Below are 17,517 nucleotides of genomic sequence, written 5' to 3'. Positions count from 1 at the left end.
CCGGCGAACCGGGCCGATGGAGGAAAGATGGCGGGTTATCCGGCCTGGGATCAGGACAACGCGCGCACGCTCATTGCCGGCCTGGCGCATCTGGAAGGCGCCACGCTGCCGATGCTGCATGCCCTGCAGGACGAGTTCGGCTATGTCGACCCGCAGGCCGTGCCGCTGATCGCCGAGGCGCTGAACCTGTCGCGCGCCGAGGTCCATGGCGCGATCTCCTTCTATCACGACTTCAAGACCGCGCTGCAGCCTGCCCGCGTGATCAAGCTCTGCCGGGCCGAAGCCTGCCAGTCGCTCGGCTGCGAAAAGATCGTCGCCGAGCTCGCCGCCGAGCACGGCATCACGGTCGACGACCACCACACCGGCGACGCCGTGGTCGAAACGGTCTATTGTCTCGGCAATTGCGCGCTCGGGCCTTCGGCCCTGGTCGATGGCGAACTGATCGGGCGCATCGACGCTGCCCGCATCGCCGGGCTCTGCCAGCACGGAAAGGCGCAATGATGAGCGCCGCCCCGGTTCGCATCTTCATCCCCGTCGACGCCGCCGCCCTTTCGGTCGGCGCAGAAGCCGTCGCGCAGGCGGCTGCCAGCGAAGCGGCCGCGCGCGGGCTTTCCGTCGAGATCATCCGCAACGGCTCGCGCGGCATGCTCTGGCTGGAGCCGCTGGTCGAGGTCGAGACGCCGGAAGGGCGTATCGCTTACGGGCCGGTCGCGGCCAAGGATGTGCCTTCGCTCTTCGATGCCGGCTTGATCGCCGGCGGGGCGCATGCACTGCGCCTCGGCAAGACCGAAGAGCTCGACTGGATGAAGCGCCAGCAGCGGCTGACTTTCGAGCGCGTCGGTGTCATCGACCCGCTGTCGATTGCGGATTATCGCGCCCATGGCGGCCTCATCGGGCTGAAGAAGGCGCTCGCCATGACCGGCGGCGAGATCGTCGAGGCCGTGAAAGCCTCTGGACTGCGCGGACGCGGCGGGGCGGGGTTCCCGACCGGCATCAAGTGGAAGACGGTGCACGACGCCAAGGCCGAGGAGAAATATATCGTCTGCAATGCCGACGAGGGCGACAGCGGCACTTTCGCAGACCGCATGCTGTTCGAAGGCGACCCCTATCTCACGATCGAGGGGATGGCGATCGCGGCCATCGCGGTCGGTGCGACACGCGGCTACATCTATCTGCGCTCGGAATATCCGCACGCCCATCGCATGCTCCAGCGCGCGATCCTCAAGGCGGAAGCGGCGGGGTTGATCGGCGCCTCGGTGCTTGGTTCGGAGCACGCCTTCCATCTCGAGGTACGGCTCGGCGCAGGCGCCTATATCTGCGGCGAGGAGACCTCGCTGCTCGAAAGCCTGGAAGGCAAGCGCGCCATCGTCCGCGCCAAGCCCCCACTGCCGGCCTTACAGGGTCTGTTCGGCAAACCGACCGTCGTCAACAATGTGCTGTCCTTCGCGGCCGTGCCGTGGATCATGAACCATGGCGCGCAGGCCTATGCGGATTACGGCATGGGCCGCTCGCGCGGCACGCTGCCGATCCAGCTTGGCGGCAACGTCAAGCGCGGCGGGCTGATCGAGCTCGCCTTCGGCATCAGCCTGCGCGAGATCATCGAGGATATGGGCGGCGGCACGCTGTCGGGCAGGCCGATCCGCGCGGTGCAGGTCGGCGGGCCGCTCGGCGCCTATCTCACGGCCGAACAGCTCGACGTGCAGATGGATTACGAGGCGCTCGCCTCCATGCGCGCCATGCTCGGCCATGGCGGCATCGTCGTCTTCGACGACAGCGTCGACATGGCCAGGCAGGCGCGCTTCGCCTTCGAATTCTGCGCCAAGGAATCCTGCGGCAAGTGCACGCCCTGCCGCATCGGCGCGACGCGCGGCGTCGAGACGATGGACCGCATTATCTCCGGCACAGAAGTGCCGAAGAACATCGCCGTGCTGCGCGATCTYTCGMRSCTGATGACCGACGCYTCGCTCTGCGCCATGGGCGGGCTGACGCCCATGCCGGTGCTCAGCGCGCTCAACCATTTCCCCGAGGATTTCGACCGTCCTCCGCTGCCTTTGGCGGCCGAGTGAGGAGGCTGAGATGAGCCTGATCAAGGAAATCGACTACGGCACGCCGATCCGGCTCTCCGAGAAGACGGTGACGCTGAGCATCGACGGCCAGAGCGTCACGGTGCCGGCCGGCACCTCGGTGATGGCGGCGGCGATGAGCCTCGGCACCAAGATCCCCAAGCTCTGCGCCACCGACTCGCTCGAACCCTTCGGCTCCTGTCGGCTCTGCCTCGTCGAGATCGAGGGGCGGCGCGGCACGCCGGCTTCCTGCACCACGCCGGCCGAAGAGGGCATGGTCGTGCGTACCCAATCGGAGAACCTCTCCGGCCTGCGCAAAGGCGTGATGGAGCTCTACATCTCCGACCATCCGCTGGACTGCCTGACCTGCTCGGCCAATGGCGATTGCGAATTGCAGGACATGGCCGGCGCGGTCGGCCTGCGCGAGGTGCGCTACGGCTACGAGGGCGAGAACCACATCTTCGCCAAAGGCAAGGACGGCGCAGTCAACGAGAACTGGCTCGCGAAGGACATCTCTAACCCGTATTTCACCTACGACCCCTCGAAATGCATCGTCTGCAATCGCTGCGTGCGCGCCTGCGAGGAGGTGCAGGGCACCTTCGCGCTGACGATCACGGGCCGGGGCTTCGAGTCTCGCGTCGCGGCGGGACCGACTGATTTCCTCGGCTCGGAATGCGTTTCTTGCGGCGCCTGCGTGCAGGCCTGCCCGACGGCGACGCTGATCGAGAACAAGGTCATCGAGCACGGCCAGCCGGAGCACTCCGTGGTCACGACCTGCGCCTATTGCGGCGTCGGCTGCTCGTTCAAGGCGGAGATGCAAGGCGACCGTGTCATCCGCATGGTGCCCTACAAGGACGGCAAGGCTAACGAGGGCCATTCCTGCGTGAAGGGCCGCTTCGCCTGGGGCTATGCGACCCATACCGACCGCATGACCAAGCCGATGATCCGGGCAGAGATCACCGACCCATGGCGCGAAGTGTCATGGGAAGAGGCGATCAACTACGCGGCCTCGGAATTCAAGCGCATCCAGGCGAAGTATGGCCGTGAATCGGTCGGCGCCATCACCTCGTCGCGCTGCACCAATGAGGAGGTCTTCCTCGTCCAGAAGCTGGTGCGCGCCGCCTTCCGCAACAATAATGTCGATACCTGCGCCCGCGTCTGCCATTCGCCGACCGGCTACGGTCTGCGGACGACGCTCGGCACCTCGGCCGGCACGCAGGATTTCAAGTCGGTCGCCAAATCCGACGTCATCCTCGTCATCGGCGCCAACCCGACCGACGGCCACCCGGTCTTCGCCTCGCGGATGAAGAAGCGCATTCGGGAGGGCGCCCGCCTGATCGTCGCCGATCCCCGCCGGATCGACATGGTGCAGTCGCCCCACATCAAGGCGGATTATCACCTGCCCCTGCGCCCCGGCACCAATGTCGCGCTGCTCAACGCGCTCAGCCATGTCGTCGTCACCGAGGGGCTGATCGACGAGGCCTATGTGCGCGAGCGCTGCGACCTCGGCGATTTCGAGCACTGGGCCCGCTTCGTCGCCCGCGAGGAGAACTCGCCCGAGGCGAGCGAGCAATATACCGGCGTGCCCGCGGCCGATGTCCGCGCCGCGGCGCGTCTCTACGCCACCGGCGGCAATGGCGCGATCTATTACGGGCTCGGCGTCACCGAGCACAGCCAGGGCTCGACCACGGTGATGGCGATGGCGAATTTGGCCATGGCGACCGGCAATATCGGGCGCGACGGCGTCGGCATCAATCCGCTGCGCGGGCAGAACAACGTCCAGGGTTCCTGCGACATGGGCTCGTTCCCGCACGAATTCTCGGGCTATCGCCACGTCTCCGACGATTCGACCCGCCAGGTCTTCGAGATGCTCTGGGGCGTGCCGCTCGATCCCGAGCAGGGCCTGCGCATCACCAACATGCTGGACGAGGCGGTCGGCGGCACGTTCAAGGGCCTCTATGTGCAGGGCGAGGACATCGCCCAGTCCGACCCCAACACCAAGCATGTCACGGCGGGGCTCGCCGCGATGGAGTGCGTCGTCATCCAGGACATCTTCCTGAACGAGACGGCGAAATACGCCCATGTCTTCCTGCCCGGCGCCTCCTTCCTGGAGAAGGACGGCACCTTCACCAATGCCGAGCGGCGCATCAACCGCGTGCGGCAGGTGATGGCGCCGCTTTCCGGCAAGGACGAGTGGCAAGTCACGATCGATCTTGCGCGGGCACTCGGCTACGAGATGGGCTACAGCCATCCGAGCGAGATCATGGACGAGATCGCGCGGCTGACGCCAAGCTTCGCCGGCGTCTCCTATGACAAGCTGGAGAAACTCGGCTCGGTGCAGTGGCCCTGTAACGACAAGGCGCCGACCGGCACGCCCTTGATGCATGTCGACCGCTTCGTGCGCGGCAAGGGCAAGTTCATGATCACGGAATATGTCCCGACCGAGGAACGGACCGGCCCGCGCTTCCCCCTGTTGCTCACCACCGGGCGCATCCTCTCGCAATACAATGTCGGCGCGCAGACGCGGCGCACCGAGAACGGCGCCTGGCATGACGAGGACGTGCTGGAAATCCACCCCTTCGACGCCGAGAGCCGCGGCATCCGCGACGGCGATCTCGTCGCGCTCGCCAGCCGCTCGGGCGACATCGCGCTGAGAGCCGAAATCTCCGAGCGCATGCAGCCGGGCGTGGTCTATACCACCTTCCACCACGCCAAGACCGGCGCCAACGTCATCACCACCGACTTCTCGGACTGGGCGACGAACTGCCCGGAATACAAGGTCACCGCCGTCGAGGTGCGCCGCACCAACGCCTGGTCGGCCTGGCAGGAGAAGAACTTCGAGGAGGACGTGACCCTGCGCCGGATCGCGGAGCGCCTGCCCGATGCCGCAGAATAACCCGCCCGATAACCCGCCCGCCCAGCCGCCGGCCTCGGCTGCCGTGAAGGCGCAGCCGCTGCGCTTCGGCGCGGCGCCGGAGTGTGGGCGCGAGATCGAGGTCGCGGTCGAGACTCCCATCAACATCGTCTACGGCAACATGCCCTATGCGGTGATGATGGCGAGCCCGTCCGATCTCGAGGATTTCGTCACCGGCTTCAGCCTGACCGAGGGCGTCGTCCGGGAGGCCTCCGAGATCCGCGGCATCGCCGTCGAGGCGAAAGACGAGGGCGTCGTCGTCACGGTCGAGCTCGCGCCCGGGCGCTTCCGCGAGCATCTGGCGCGGCGGCGCAATCTCTCGGGCCGCACCTCCTGCGGACTCTGCGGCGTCGAGACCATCGAGGAGATTCCGATGGCCGATGCCGCGACGCGAGCCTCGCGCGCCGTACCCGCCTCGGCGGTCGAAGCTGCGCTGGCCGCGCTCGACCGCCGTCAGCCGCTGAACCAGCTCACCCACGCCGTCCATGCCGCAGCCTGGTGCGATCTCCACGGCGCGATCCTCGCTGTTCGCGAGGATGTCGGCCGCCACAACGCGCTCGACAAGCTGATCGGCGCGCGGCTGCGCGCCGGGGCGGATGCCAGCGACGGCTTCCTGCTCGTCACCAGCCGCGCCTCCTTCGAAATGGTCGAGAAGGCCGCGATCTTCGGCGCGGCAACGCTGGTCGCGATCTCCGCGCCGACCTCGCTCGCGATCGAGCGTGCCCGGCATCTCGGCCTGACGCTCGCCGCTGTCGCACGGCGCGACGGCTGCATCGTCTTCACCGGGGCGCTCGCGCCCGAGCCCGAGACCATCGCCCAATGATGGAGGCTGCGCTGACGACCGGGCACGCCCCAGGCGACCATCACGACGAGAACATCGCGAAGCTCCGGCGCATGGCCGGGCAGATCGCGGATTTCTTCAAGGCCTATCCGGAAGAGGAGGCGGCCGCCTCCGTCGCCGATCACATCAACCAGTTCTGGACCGGGCGCATGCGCGGGGACTTCCTCGCCGCCTTCGCCACTTGTCCGGAGGACCTCCCGCCCCTGCTGCGGCGCGCCCTGCCGCGGATCAGGCCGGGGCGCGGCGGTTAGCAAGCAAGGCGCCGCCAGAGCGGTGCGCGGAGCAATTCAACGAGCCGGGAACCTACCCGGCCCGAACGGCGAAGCCATGGGGAAAGGAAACGGGGAATGAGCGTCGCACAGGATATCGGACAGATCGGGGGCGGCATCGGCCTGCTCGACCGCGAACGAACCATCGCCAAACCGGGCTTCAACCGCTGGCTCGTGCCGCCGGCCGCCCTGTGCATCCATCTTTGCATCGGCATGGCCTATGGCTTCTCGGTGTTCTGGCTGCCGCTCAGCCAGGCGATCGGCATCACCAAGCCGGTGGCCTGCGCCGCCGATGTCGGCCTCGTCGCCTCGCTGTTCACCACGGCCTGCGATTGGAAGGTCGCCGATCTCGGCTGGATGTACACGCTGTTCTTCGTCTTCCTCGGCTCCTCCGCCGCGATCTGGGGCGGGTGGCTCGAGCGCGTCGGCCCGCGCAAGGCGGCCTTCGTCTCGACCCTGTGCTGGTGCGGCGGCCTCATGATCTCGGCGCTCGGCGTCTACTGGCACCAGCTCTGGATGATGTGGCTCGGCTCGGGCGTCATCGGCGGCATCGGCCTGGGCCTCGGCTACATCTCGCCGGTCTCGACGCTGGTGAAGTGGTTCCCGGACCGGCGCGGCATGGCGACCGGCATGGCGATCATGGGCTTCGGCGGCGGCGCGATGATCGGCTCGCCGCTGGCGGACATGCTGATGAATTATTTCAAGACGCCCGCCTCGGTCGGCGTCTGGCAGACCTTCGTCGCGATGGCAGCGATCTACTTCGTCTTCATGATGGCCGGCACCTTCGGCTACCGTGTGCCGCCGTCGAACTGGCGCCCGGAAGGCTGGACGCCGCCCGCGACCCAGAACGCCATGATCACCTCGGGCCATGTCCATCTGAAGAACGCGCATAAGACGCCGCAGTTCTGGCTGATCTGGGCCGTGCTCTGCCTCAACGTCTCCGCCGGCATCGGCGTGCTCGGCATGGCTTCGCCGATGCTGCAGGAGATCTTCGCGGGCAAACTCATCGGGAAGCCGGAGATCGGCTTCGCCGCCCTCGACGCCGGGCAGAAGACGCAGATCGCCACAATCGCGGCGGCCTTCGTCGGGCTGCTCTCGCTGTTCAACATCGTCGGGCGCTTCTTCTGGGCCTCGCTGTCGGACAAGCTCGGCCGCAAGCTGACCTATGCCACCTTCTTCGGGCTCGGCATCCTGCTCTACGCGCTTTCGCCCTGGGCGGCGCATGCCGGGTCGCTGGCGCTCTTCGTCGGCTTCTTCTGCATCATCCTGTCGATGTATGGCGGCGGCTTCGCGACGGTGCCGGCCTATCTCGCCGACATGTTCGGCACGCAGTTCGTCGGCGCGATCCATGGCCGCCTGCTGACGGCGTGGTCGACCGCCGGCATCATCGGCCCGGTCGTCGTGAACTATATCCGCGAGGCGCAGATCAATGCCGGCGTGCCGCGCGCGCAGGTCTATGACCGCACCATGTACATCCTCGCCGGCATGCTGGTGCTCGGCTTCATATGCAACCTGCTGATCCGCCCCGTCGCGGCGAAGTGGTTCATGAAGGATGCCGAGGTCGCCTCCTTGCAGGCGAAGACCGCCAATGCCACCGCGACCACGCATTACGGCTCCTACGGCATCGGCAAGGGCGGCTTCGACGGCACGGCCCTGCTCGCCTGGGCAGTGGTCGGCCTGCCGATCGCCTGGGGCGTCTGGATCACGCTGTCGAAATCGCTGGCTCTGTTCCGCTGAGCGCACCGCAAACACCTGGCCCGCATCGAGCGATCGGTGCGGGCTTCCCTATTGGATGACAGGCGGCTCATCCGCGGAGACACGATCCACGCGCGCGCCGGTTCCAGCGCCCGATCGGCGCCTAATAGTGGCTAAGATAAGGGTCTGAGGACGAATAGAACGACTGGCAGTCAAGCCAGTATGCGGATTGGATGGTTCGATTGACCGGAACGGCACAGACGGAAGCAAGCTCCGGGCTCCGATATTCTGTCACCGCGCAGCCCGACAGCAACATCCCGATGGCGATAAACAGGCATGCCCGTTGAATCGTTCTCATCTTCCTGTCTCCCGTTGCGAACTATGTTCAATCGTTTCGCTGCGAAGCCGCATTTGCGGATTTGACCCAGGCCGATGTCCGGGATGGGCTGGAAGCCGACTTACCTATCCTGCCTTTCCCGCTATGATCATCCCATTCGAACACATTTTTCGCCGCCTTCGAGTGCCGGTCACCAGCAAGTGAACCCGAGGCGCCCCGAAACCGTTATCGAAGGGTAGCTTTCCAGCCGCAGCATATCCACCCCAACCAGAACAGGAGATAGCGTCATGGCGATCAACAGGACCGGCTCGGCCCATTGGGAAGGTGGCATCAAGGACGGCAAGGGCACGATCTCGACCGAGAGCGGCGCGCTCAGCGCCTACCCTTACGGTTTCTCCAGCCGCTTCGAAGGCAAGCCCGGCAGCAACCCAGAGGAGATCATCGGCGCAGCGCATGCGGCCTGCTTCACGATGGCGCTCTCGCTCATTCTGGGCGAAGCCAATCTCAAGGCCGATGCGCTCGACACGAGCGCGCGCGTGACGCTGGACAAGCTCGACGACGGCTATGCGATCACCGCGATCCACCTGACGCTCAAGGGTAAGGTGCCGGGTGCCGACCAGGCGACGTTCGAGTCGCTGGCCGGCAAGGCCAAGGCCGGCTGCCCGGTCTCGAAGCTGTTCAAGGCGCCGATCACGCTGGAAGCGACGCTGGTCGGCTGAGTTTCACGAGCCGTGCTGTCATGCTCGCCCTTGTGGCGAGCATCCACGTCTTGAACACTGCCCTCGACCAGCGAAGACGTGGATGGTCGGGACAAGCCCGACCATGACGGGTGTTGCGTTCATGGGTTCCGCGGTGCCCGGGAACAACGCCTGGCCGGTCAGGCATAATGGCAGGCGACGCGGACGTCGCCCAGCATCCGCAACTCCGGCCGCTCGGCCCGGCAGCGCTCGGCTACACGCGAGCAGCGCGGGTTGAAGCTGCAGCCCGGCGGCGGGGCGATTGGGCTCGGCACCTCGCCGGACATCGGCCGGCGCTCCCGGTTCGGCCGCTCGACATCGGGAATCGTGTCGAGCAGCAGCCGCGTATAGGGGTGGCGCGGGTTGGTGAAAACGTCCTCAGCCGGCCCCGCCTCGACGAAGCGGCCGAGATACATGATGGCGAGATCGTCCGACATGTGCCGGACGACCGAGAGATTGTGGCTGATGAAGAGATAGGTCAGCCCGAACTGCTTCTGCAGCCGGACCATCAAATTGAGGATCTGCGCCTGCACGGAAACGTCGAGCGCCGAGGTCGGCTCGTCGCAGACGAGGAAATCCGCCTCGGTGGCGAGCGCGCGTGCGATTGAGATGCGCTGGCGCTGGCCTCCGGAGAAGGCATGCGGGTAGCGGCTCGCATCGGTGCGGGAGAGGCCAACGACCTCCAGTAGATCGCCGACACGCTGCTGGACCGCCGTCTCGTCGGGCCTGAGCTTCAGCTCCCGGATCGGCTCGGCGATGATGTCCCCGACCCGCCAGCGCGGGTTGAGCGAGGCATAAGGGTCCTGGAAGATCATCTGCACGCGCGGCGGGCCGAACGAGCCATCGCCGCGGCGGATGTCGCGGAAGCTGAGCTTGCCCTCGGTCGGACGCTGCAGCCCCACGACCATGCGCGCCAGCGTCGACTTTCCGCAGCCGGACTCGCCGACGATGCTGAAGGTGGTGCCACGCCTCACCGTGAAGGAGATGTTCTCGACCGCGCGCAGGATGCGGCGCGGCTCCTTCGAGAACAGCCGGGACAGGGCCGGCGCCGAGACATTGAAGCGGCAGGACGCCGCGGCGACGTCGAGAATGATATCGCTGCCTCCCCCAGACGATCGGCCAACTGAGCCCTCGTCCTGAGGCGCACGCGCAGCTTGCGTCTCGAAGGATGCCTCAGAGCGCACCGGAACATCCTTCGAGACGCCGCCGCGCGGCTCCTCAGGATGAGGGCTCGCGATAGGGGCTTCCATATGCTCACGCATGCGCCGCCTCCTTCAGCGGGAAATGGCAGGCTGCGGCATGGCCCATCACCGGCAGGCCCGGCTTGTGGTCCCGGCAGAAGGCCTCGGCCCGGCCGCAGCGCGGATTGAACGCGCAGCCGGGCGGGATGGCGTTGAGGCGCGGCATCGCGCCGTCGATCTGGTTGAGATGCTCGTGGCGGGCGTGGACGCTGGGGATCGAGGCCATCAGCCCGGCGGTGTACGGGTGGCGCGGGCGGCGCACGACCTCCTCGACCGGCCCCATCTCGACGATGCGGCCGGCATACATCACGGCGACCCGGTCGGCCGTCTCGGCGATCACGCCCATGTCGTGGGTGACCAGCATGATCGACGTGCCGTGCTCGCGGCAGAGCCGCTTCAGCAGCGTGGTGATCTGCGCCTGAATGGAGACATCGAGCGCGGTCGTCGGCTCGTCGGCGATGATCAGCGAGGGCTCGGCGCAAAGCGCGAGCGCAATGACGACGCGCTGGCGCATGCCGCCCGAGAATTGGTGTGGGTAGGCGTCGATACGCGACTCGGCGGCGGGGATACCGACCTCCTTGAGCAGATCGAGCGCCCGCTTGCGGGCCTGCGCCCGGCTCACCGGCAGATGGGTCATGATCGTCTCGACGATCTGGTCGCCGACCCTGAGCAGCGGATGCAACGAGGTCAGCGGGTCCTGGAAGATCGCGCCGATGCGCCGCCCGCGCAGCTTGCGCATCGCTTCTGCCGGCAGGTTGTCGATGCGCTGGCCCGAGAGATGGATCTCGCCGCCGGCGACGCGCCCGGGCGGATCGAGCAGACCGATCACCGCGGTGCCCGTCAGCGACTTGCCCGCACCGGACTCGCCGACCATGCCGAGGATCTCCCCGGGCGCGATGTCGAAGCTGATGCCGTCCAGCGCCGTCAACGGGCCGTGGCGGCCGTCGAAGACGATGCGCAGGTCGCGCACGGACAGGAGAGGCGCGGCGGCGGAAGCGGTCATGCGATGGCCTCGCTGCGTTCGATCGCGTAGCTCGACGAGAAGATCTCGCTCATCGGCGGGTGGCCGAGCGTGCGCTCGGGATAACGCGCCATGACGCCCTCGAACTGCTTCTGGGCGCGGGCGTTGTCCGCAGCCTCGTCCTGGCCAGCGATTGCCCGGTTTTCCATGACGAAGCGCCCGTCGATCACCACCGTCGCGAAATCGCGGCCATGGCCGGTGAGCATCATCGTCTGGATGGGGTCGATGACCTGGCCGCTATGGGGCCGGTCGAGCTCGAAGACGGTGATGTCGGCCCGCGCACCCGGCTTGAGCCGCCCGAGATCGGGGCGCTGCAGCGCATCCGCGCCGCCGATGGTCGCTGCGTCGTAATAGTCCTCCGAGCGCACGGCGGCGACATTTCCCGCCATGGTGCGGGCGAGGATCATGCCGGTCTGAAGGTTCATCACCATGTCCGGCGGGCTGGTATCCGTGCCCATGGCGATGTTCAGCCCCATGGCGCGGTAGCGGCCGAAATGGTCGATGGCATTGCCGTGCCGGCCAGAGACCAGGGGGCAGTGGACGATGCTCGCGCCGGAATCCCGGATGATCTCAAGATCGCGGCCGGGCCGATCGATCAGCCTGCTGCCGGAGACGACCGTGCCGTGCGGCAGGAGGCAGCGCTCGCTGAGGAAGCCGAGGCTCTCCAGCCATTCCGGCGGGCTCATGCCGTGCTGGGCGAGGACGAGGTCGTATTCGATCTTCGACTGGCAGCAATGCAGCCGCAAGGGCACGTCGAGCTCGCGCGAGGCGGCAGCGGTGCGGCGCAGCAGCTCGGCGGTCGAGGTCTCGACCCGGTCGGGCGCGAACATGGCGCGGATGAGGCCTCCGGCCGCGCCTTCATGGCGCTTGGCGAAGTCGATGGCGGCGTCGAGCTCGGCGAGGCCGCGCGCCTCGTCATAGTGGGTGACGACGCGCCCATCGGTCTCGACGATCTGGTTGCCGGTGCGATAGGCCGGGCCGAGATAGGCGCGCAGGCCGAGATCGGCGGCAGCCTGCGCGGCATCCTCGAACTCCTGCACCGTCTCGCCCCAGGCGCGGTAGAACAGCGAGGCGATCGGCAGGGCGGTCGTGATGCCGTTGCGGATCAGCGAGGCGAAGGCATAGCGCTTTTGGAAGGCCAGCTCCTCGCGGGTATACATCTCGTAGGGGCCGGCCTCGAGATAGCTGCGCGGCCAGACCCGGCCCTTCTTCCAGGCCGGCTGATTGTCATAGGCGATGATCGTCGTATCGAGGTCCGAGAGTGCGTCGCAATCGACGAAGCCCGGCCCGATCAGGGCATTGCCATAGTCGATGCGCCTGCCGATCTCTCCGGGGAAGCCGTGGCCGACGAAGACGATTGCGCCGTTCTCGAACACGACCTCGCCGTTCTCGTAGAGACGATGGCGCCCGTCCTTGTGGCCGACGACCCAGCGCGCGGTCATCAGGACGCGGCCCTGCGGCCGTTTGGCTGCCTGCAGGCTCACGGGGCGGCCCTCACCGATACGCCGTCGCGGGCGACGACGCGGCCGCGCTTGACGACGCGGCGCTTCGGCGAACGGGTGACGATCAGCTCCGCCAGCGTCTCGCCGGGCATGATGACGAAATCGGCGGCCTTGCCCTCGGCGAGACCGTAATCGGCGATCTCCATGACCTTGGCGCCTTCGGTCGTGCAGACGTCGAAGGCGAGCTTCAGCTCGTCGTCACGGCGGAAGTTGTTGCGCAGGCCGACGAACATCGCGCGCTCGACCATGTCTGCATTGCCATAGGGGCCCCAGGTGTCGCGGATGCCATCCGAGCCGGAGCAGACGCGCACGCCGGCCTCGAGCAGCTTCCTGACCGGCGGCGCGGCGCTGCGGGATGGAGCCGTCGTCATGATCGCGATGTCCAGCTCGGCAAGCTGCTCGATCAGCGGATCGACCAGGGCCATGTCGGGCGAGCCGAGGCAGAAGGCGTGGCTGACCGTGACCTTGCCCTTCATGCCGAGCGCGCGGGTGCGCTCGATGATCAGGTCCATCGAGAAGGCGCCCATCTCGCCGGGCTCGTGCAGGTGGATGTCGAGCGGCTTGCCATAGGTCTGGCAGAGGCCGAAGACCGCATCGAGATGCCCCTTCGGGTCGCGGTCGATGCCACAGGGATCGAGTCCGCCGACGATCTCGCAACCGGCCTTCATCGCCTGGTCCATCAGCTCCAGCGTGCCGGGGCGGCGCAGCAGGCCCGATTGCGGGAAGGCGACGAGCTCGATGTCGACGATGTCGCGATAGCCGTCGCGGGTCTTCATCACGCCCTCGACGCCCCACTGCCCGTGCTCGGTGTCGATGTCGACATGGCTGCGGATATGGGTCGTGCCCATCAGCGAGGACTGGATCGCCTGCCGGGCCGACTGGCGCGCGGGATCGATGTCGAGGCGCTTCTTGCTCTCCCGCTCATTGTCGATCTTGTCGAGGAGCTTGGGGCCGACTTCGTTGACGTACCAGGACTGGCCCCAGAGGCTCTTGTCGAGATGGGTGTGCGCCTCGACGAGGCCGGGAATGACGATCTCGCCGCGACCATCCTCGACCGGCACACCTGCGGGCGCGGCGATATCCTTCGCCAGGCGGCTGATGCGGCCGTTCTCGACCAGGATGTCGACCGCCGCTCCGGCGTTCGGGCGGAGATTGCGGATCAGGAGGGAGGCAGTCATCGCGGGCGTATCCTCGTGGTTTCTTGTCAGCGGAGTTTCGGGTTGAGCGCATCGCGCAGCCAGTCGCCGAGCAGGTTGACCGAGAGCACGATCAGGCCGAGCTGCAGCGAGGGGAAAACGACGAGCCACCAGGAACCGGAGAACAGGTACTGGTTGCCGATGCGGATCAGCGTACCCAGCGAAGGCTGGGTGATCGGCATGCCGACCCCCAGGAAGGACAAAGTCGCCTCCGAGAGGATGGCGAGGCCGAGATTGAGTGTGGCCGAGACGAGCACCGGGGTCATGGTGTTGGGCAGGATATGGCGGCCCATGATCCGCGCCGCCGGCACGCGGATGATCCGGGCTGCCAGCACATATTCCTTGCGACGCTCGACCATGGTCAGCGCACGCACGGTGCGGGCGTATTGCACCCAGCTCGTCAGCGCGATCGAGAGCACCAGCACCACGGCGGCGAAGGGTTCGCGCAAAGCCGGCGGCAGCATCTCGCGGAAGATCGCCGAGACCAGGATCGCCATCAGCAGCGTCGGGATCGACAGTACGGTATCGCCGAGGCGCATCAGCAGGTTGTCGACGCGCCCGCCATAGAAGCCGGCGCAAAGCCCGATCGAGACGCCGATCAGCATCGAGACGACGACGGCGGAGAAACCGATGATCAGCGAGATGCGCGAGCCGTAGAGGATGGCGGAGAGCACGTCGCGGCCCTGCGGATCGGTGCCGAGCAGGAAGGGCCACTCGCCGCCCTCCTGCCAGATCGGCGGAATCTCCGCCTTGTCGATGAAGATCTGGGTGAGGTCGTAGGGGTTCTGCGGCGCGATCAGCGGCGCGAAGAGCGCGCTGAGCACGAGCAGCGCCAGCACCAGTGCCGAGAGCCAGGCGACCGGGGTGTGGCAGAAGCTCCAACCGATGTCGCTGTCGAGGAAGCGGCGCAGGCGGCCGGGTTTCCTGGCGGTGTCAGCGGGCCGGGTCTTCTCAACGAGCATTGGCGCCTCCCGTGAGGGCGTCTTCGCGCAGGCGCGGATCGACCCAGGCATAGGTGAGGTCGACCAGCGTGTTGAGCGTGACGAAGATGAGGGAGACGACGATCAGATAGGCCGCCATCACCGGGATATCGACGAAGGTGACGGCCTGGACGAAGAGCATGCCCATGCCCGGCCACTGGAACACCGTCTCCGTCACCAGCGCGAAGGCGATGAGATTGCCGATCTGCAGGCCGGTGACGGTGATCACCGGCATCAGGCAGTTGCGCAGCGCGTGGCCGAAATGGATGGCGCGCGACGGCAGGCCGCGGGCCCGGGCGAAGCGGATGAAATCGGTGCGCATGGTCTCGAGCATCTCGGCGCGGACGAGACGCATCACCAGCGTGATCTGGAAGAGCGAGAGCGTGATGCCGGGCAGGATCAGCGCCTTGCGGCCGGAAGCGGTGAGGAAGCCGGTGCTCCACCAGCCGAGCTGAACGACCTCGCCGCGGCCGAAGGCCGGCAGCCATTGCAGCGAGACCGAGAAGACCAGGATGAAGAGGATGCCGAGCGCGAAGCTCGGCAGCGAAACGCCGAGCACCGAGACGAACTCCAGCGCCCTGGCGAGAATGCTGTTTCGCCGGATGGCGGTATAGACGCCGAGCGGGATGCCGATGGCGAGCGACAGGAAGGTCGCGACGAGGACGAGCTCGAAGGTCGCCGGGAAGCGCTCCGATATCAGCGTGAAGACGTCCTGCTGGTTGCGGTAGGAGATGCCGAAATCGCCGCGCGCGGCATTGCCGACAAAGGTCGCGAACTGCATCGCGAAGCCCTTGTCGAGGCCGAGCCGGACGCGCAGCTCGTCGCGCTGCTGCTGGCTCGCCTGCTCGTTCAGCATCAGCTCGACGGGATCGCCGACGAAGCGGAAGATCAGGAAGGCGAGGAAGGCCACCGCCAGCATGACGCCGGCGGCGTTGAGCAGTCGCTTGAAGAGAAAGGCCGGCATGGAAAGCTCCTGCGTTCCGGCGTCATTCCCGGGCTTCGCAGAGCGAAGACCCCGGGAATCTCAGGACGAGAGGGCGCTGGTTTCCGAGATGGCCGGGTCAAGCCCGGCCATGACGTCGCGCCTGCCTCACTTCATCATGGTCAGCCAGAGGCGCGGCTTGTTGTCCGAGGCCTGCACGGTCGAGGCCACGGTCGAACGCATCGCCCAGGCCATCGGTTGCTGGTGCAGCGGGATGAAGAGGTGCTCGGCCTTGGCGATCTTGAGCGCTTCCTTCATCAGCTCGATGCGCTTGGGCGTGTCGAGTTCGACACCGGCCTTGTCGATCAGCGCGTCGATGCGCGGATCGCCCCAATTGCCCCAGTTGAAGACGCCGCCCGTGCCGCTCTTCGAGCGCATCACCTGCACCAGCAGCGAATAGGCGTCGATCATCGGCTCGTTGGCCCAGCCGAAGGAAATGACGTCGAAATCGCCCTTGACGCGCTTCGGCGCCTGCTGGCTGCGCGGGGCCATGCTGAGATTGGGTTTCAGGCCCGCGCGCGCCCACATCGAGGCGACCGCCTGACAGAACTCCTCCTCGTTGACGAGGGAGTCGCTCTGGCAGTTCAGCTGGAAGGAGAAGCCGTTGGGATAGCCGGCATCCGCCAGGAGTTTCTTGGCGCCGTTCAGGTCGAAGGGCAGGCGTTCGTCCTGCGAGGGCTCGTAGCCGGGGATTGCGGGGGCGACGAGCGCGCCGGTGTTGCGCGAGAGACCGCGCATCGCCCGCTTCTGGACGGCATCGATGTCGATGGCGCGGTAAAGCGCCTCGCGCACCTTGATGTCCTTGAAGGGGTTCTTGTCCTTCACGTCGCTCTCGAAGAGCTTGTCGGTCAGGTTGAAGGCGAAGAAGACCGAGCGCAGCTCGTTGGTCTGCAGCACCTTGACATCCGGGGAGGCGGACAGGCGCGGCAGGTCCTGCAGCGGGGCGACGTTGGTGAAGTCGATCTCGCCGGACAGCAGGGCCGCGACCCGCGTCGAGGACGAGGTGATCGGCGTGAACTCGATCTTATCGATGTTGTGCTTCGGCTTGTCCCACCAGTTCGGGTTCTTTGCGAAGACGGTCTTGGAGTCGGCGCGGCGGCTTTCGACGAAGAACGGGCCGGTGCCGTTGGCGTTGTCGGTGGCATAGCCCTTCACGCCCTTGCCGGAATCGGTGGGGAGCAGCGAGTTGTTGGCCTCCATCCACTCCTTGTCGAAGATGAAGATGTTGGTGAGGTCGTTGAGGAGCAGCGGATAGGGGCCGTTGACCTCGATCTCGACGGTGTAGTCGTCGATCTTCTTCGAGGATTTATAGGCCGGCAAATTGCCCTTGAGCGGGGAGTCGGGATGGGTGACGCGCGCCAGCGAGGCGATGACGTCATCGGCCGTGAAGGGATTGCCGTTGTGGAACTTGACGCCCTGGCGCAGCTTGAAGCGCCAGATCGTCGGCGACACCGTCTCCCACGACTCCGCCAGCGCCGGCTCGATCTTGAGGTCGCCGGTGTAGCGCACCAACCCCTCATAAACATGGTTCAGCACCGACAGGGTGAAGGTCTCACCGAAGGAGTAGGGATCGAGCGAGGCGATTTCGCGCGCCGACCCCCATTTCAGCGTCCTCGCCTCGGCGGCTCCCGTCAGGGCGAAAGCGGCAACGGCCGCCAGTAACCAGGCCTTCTTCATCCAACTCTCCCCTTTTGTGTTCGACCCCGCCGTAGCGGGCCCGGATCGTCGTTGCCGCCTGT

The 17,517-nt window shown here is 66.7% G+C and carries 14 protein-coding genes; 7 read left to right on the top strand and 7 right to left on the bottom strand.

Annotation, left to right across the window (positions count from 1 at the left end):
• Window positions 1–27: 27 nt before the first annotated feature.
• From AC1DEZ_RS12960 to AC1DEZ_RS12930, 7 genes are all read left to right on the top strand, one after another.
• Window positions 28–501: an NAD(P)H-dependent oxidoreductase subunit E gene (locus AC1DEZ_RS12960; protein ID WP_441509359.1), complete on the top strand. Its 474-nt coding sequence runs from the start codon at window positions 28–30 to the stop codon at window positions 499–501.
• The gene (locus AC1DEZ_RS12955) at window positions 498–2,066 is read left to right on the top strand and encodes a formate dehydrogenase beta subunit (RefSeq protein WP_476779782.1); all 1,569 of its coding nucleotides are present in this window, start codon (window positions 498–500) and stop codon (window positions 2,064–2,066) included. Before AC1DEZ_RS12960 ends, AC1DEZ_RS12955 begins: the two co-directional genes overlap by 4 nt.
• A 10-nt stretch (window positions 2,067–2,076) precedes the next feature.
• Entirely contained in the window at window positions 2,077–4,959 is a 2,883-nt protein-coding gene (gene fdhF / locus AC1DEZ_RS12950; protein ID WP_441509361.1) for a formate dehydrogenase subunit alpha, read from the top strand.
• Window positions 4,946–5,800, top strand: coding sequence for a formate dehydrogenase accessory sulfurtransferase FdhD (fdhD, locus tag AC1DEZ_RS12945; RefSeq protein WP_441509362.1), 855 nt, complete (start codon window positions 4,946–4,948; stop codon window positions 5,798–5,800). The genes fdhF and fdhD overlap by 14 nt, the downstream gene beginning before the upstream one ends.
• Complete coding sequence (locus AC1DEZ_RS12940) at window positions 5,797–6,069, top strand: formate dehydrogenase subunit delta (RefSeq protein WP_441509363.1); 273 nt, start codon at window positions 5,797–5,799, stop codon at window positions 6,067–6,069. The genes fdhD and AC1DEZ_RS12940 overlap by 4 nt, the downstream gene beginning before the upstream one ends.
• Before the next feature lie 96 nt (window positions 6,070–6,165).
• Entirely contained in the window at window positions 6,166–7,824 is a 1,659-nt protein-coding gene (locus tag AC1DEZ_RS12935; RefSeq protein ID WP_441509364.1) for an OFA family MFS transporter, read from the top strand.
• 582 nt (window positions 7,825–8,406) lie between these two features.
• A complete protein-coding gene (locus AC1DEZ_RS12930; protein WP_441509365.1) occupies window positions 8,407–8,838 on the top strand; it encodes an OsmC family protein in 432 nt (143 codons plus the stop codon).
• A gap of 158 nt (window positions 8,839–8,996) precedes the next feature.
• On the opposite strand, the gene AC1DEZ_RS12925 is transcribed toward AC1DEZ_RS12930, so the two are convergent.
• From AC1DEZ_RS12925 to AC1DEZ_RS12895, 7 genes are all read right to left on the bottom strand, one after another.
• Window positions 8,997–10,118, bottom strand: coding sequence for an ABC transporter ATP-binding protein (locus tag AC1DEZ_RS12925; protein WP_441509366.1), 1,122 nt, complete (start codon window positions 10,116–10,118; stop codon window positions 8,997–8,999).
• A complete protein-coding gene (locus tag AC1DEZ_RS12920) occupies window positions 10,111–11,100 on the bottom strand; it encodes an ABC transporter ATP-binding protein (RefSeq protein WP_476779781.1) in 990 nt (329 codons plus the stop codon). Before AC1DEZ_RS12920 ends, AC1DEZ_RS12925 begins: the two co-directional genes overlap by 8 nt.
• Window positions 11,097–12,560: an amidohydrolase family protein gene (locus AC1DEZ_RS12915; protein ID WP_441510093.1), complete on the bottom strand. Its 1,464-nt coding sequence runs from the start codon at window positions 12,558–12,560 to the stop codon at window positions 11,097–11,099. Before AC1DEZ_RS12915 ends, AC1DEZ_RS12920 begins: the two co-directional genes overlap by 4 nt.
• 38 nt (window positions 12,561–12,598) lie before the next feature.
• Window positions 12,599–13,798, bottom strand: a complete 1,200-nt coding sequence (locus AC1DEZ_RS12910) for an amidohydrolase family protein (protein ID WP_441509368.1) — start codon at window positions 13,796–13,798, stop codon at window positions 12,599–12,601.
• A 26-nt stretch (window positions 13,799–13,824) separates the two neighbouring features.
• The gene (locus AC1DEZ_RS12905; protein WP_441509369.1) at window positions 13,825–14,778 is read right to left on the bottom strand and encodes an ABC transporter permease; all 954 of its coding nucleotides are present in this window, start codon (window positions 14,776–14,778) and stop codon (window positions 13,825–13,827) included.
• A complete protein-coding gene (locus AC1DEZ_RS12900; RefSeq protein ID WP_441509370.1) occupies window positions 14,768–15,760 on the bottom strand; it encodes an ABC transporter permease in 993 nt (330 codons plus the stop codon). Before AC1DEZ_RS12900 ends, AC1DEZ_RS12905 begins: the two co-directional genes overlap by 11 nt.
• Before the next feature lie 126 nt (window positions 15,761–15,886).
• Window positions 15,887–17,455 carry an ABC transporter substrate-binding protein gene (locus AC1DEZ_RS12895; protein WP_441509371.1) on the bottom strand — a complete coding sequence of 523 codons (1,569 nt, stop codon included), beginning with the start codon at window positions 17,453–17,455 and terminating at the stop codon, window positions 15,887–15,889.
• Between the last annotated feature and the right edge of the window lie 62 nt (window positions 17,456–17,517).

This window comes from Allobosea sp. 10L422, assembly GCF_056395345.1.
Note: the sequence above shows the minus strand (reverse complement) of the source record. Positions and strands in the feature narration are given on the sequence as shown.

What these genes read in the sequence shown, in the direction of transcription:
- AC1DEZ_RS12920 (WP_476779781.1), bottom strand. Translation starts at nt 11,100, where the DNA reads ATGACCGCTTCCGCCGCCGCGCCTCTCCTGTCCGTGCGCGACCTGCGC.
- AC1DEZ_RS12910 (WP_441509368.1), bottom strand. Translation starts at nt 13,798, where the DNA reads ATGACTGCCTCCCTCCTGATCCGCAATCTCCGCCCGAACGCCGGAGCG.
- AC1DEZ_RS12900 (WP_441509370.1), bottom strand. Translation starts at nt 15,760, where the DNA reads ATGCCGGCCTTTCTCTTCAAGCGACTGCTCAACGCCGCCGGCGTCATG.
- AC1DEZ_RS12935 (WP_441509364.1), top strand. Translation starts at nt 6,166, where the DNA reads ATGAGCGTCGCACAGGATATCGGACAGATCGGGGGCGGCATCGGCCTG.
- AC1DEZ_RS12940 (WP_441509363.1), top strand. Translation starts at nt 5,797, where the DNA reads ATGATGGAGGCTGCGCTGACGACCGGGCACGCCCCAGGCGACCATCAC.
- AC1DEZ_RS12905 (WP_441509369.1), bottom strand. Translation starts at nt 14,778, where the DNA reads ATGCTCGTTGAGAAGACCCGGCCCGCTGACACCGCCAGGAAACCCGGC.
- AC1DEZ_RS12960 (WP_441509359.1), top strand. Translation starts at nt 28, where the DNA reads ATGGCGGGTTATCCGGCCTGGGATCAGGACAACGCGCGCACGCTCATT.
- AC1DEZ_RS12930 (WP_441509365.1), top strand. Translation starts at nt 8,407, where the DNA reads ATGGCGATCAACAGGACCGGCTCGGCCCATTGGGAAGGTGGCATCAAG.
- fdhF (WP_441509361.1), top strand. Translation starts at nt 2,077, where the DNA reads ATGAGCCTGATCAAGGAAATCGACTACGGCACGCCGATCCGGCTCTCC.
- AC1DEZ_RS12925 (WP_441509366.1), bottom strand. Translation starts at nt 10,118, where the DNA reads ATGCGTGAGCATATGGAAGCCCCTATCGCGAGCCCTCATCCTGAGGAG.
- fdhD (WP_441509362.1), top strand. Translation starts at nt 4,946, where the DNA reads ATGCCGCAGAATAACCCGCCCGATAACCCGCCCGCCCAGCCGCCGGCC.
- AC1DEZ_RS12915 (WP_441510093.1), bottom strand. Translation starts at nt 12,560, where the DNA reads ATGACCGCGCGCTGGGTCGTCGGCCACAAGGACGGGCGCCATCGTCTC.
- AC1DEZ_RS12895 (WP_441509371.1), bottom strand. Translation starts at nt 17,455, where the DNA reads ATGAAGAAGGCCTGGTTACTGGCGGCCGTTGCCGCTTTCGCCCTGACG.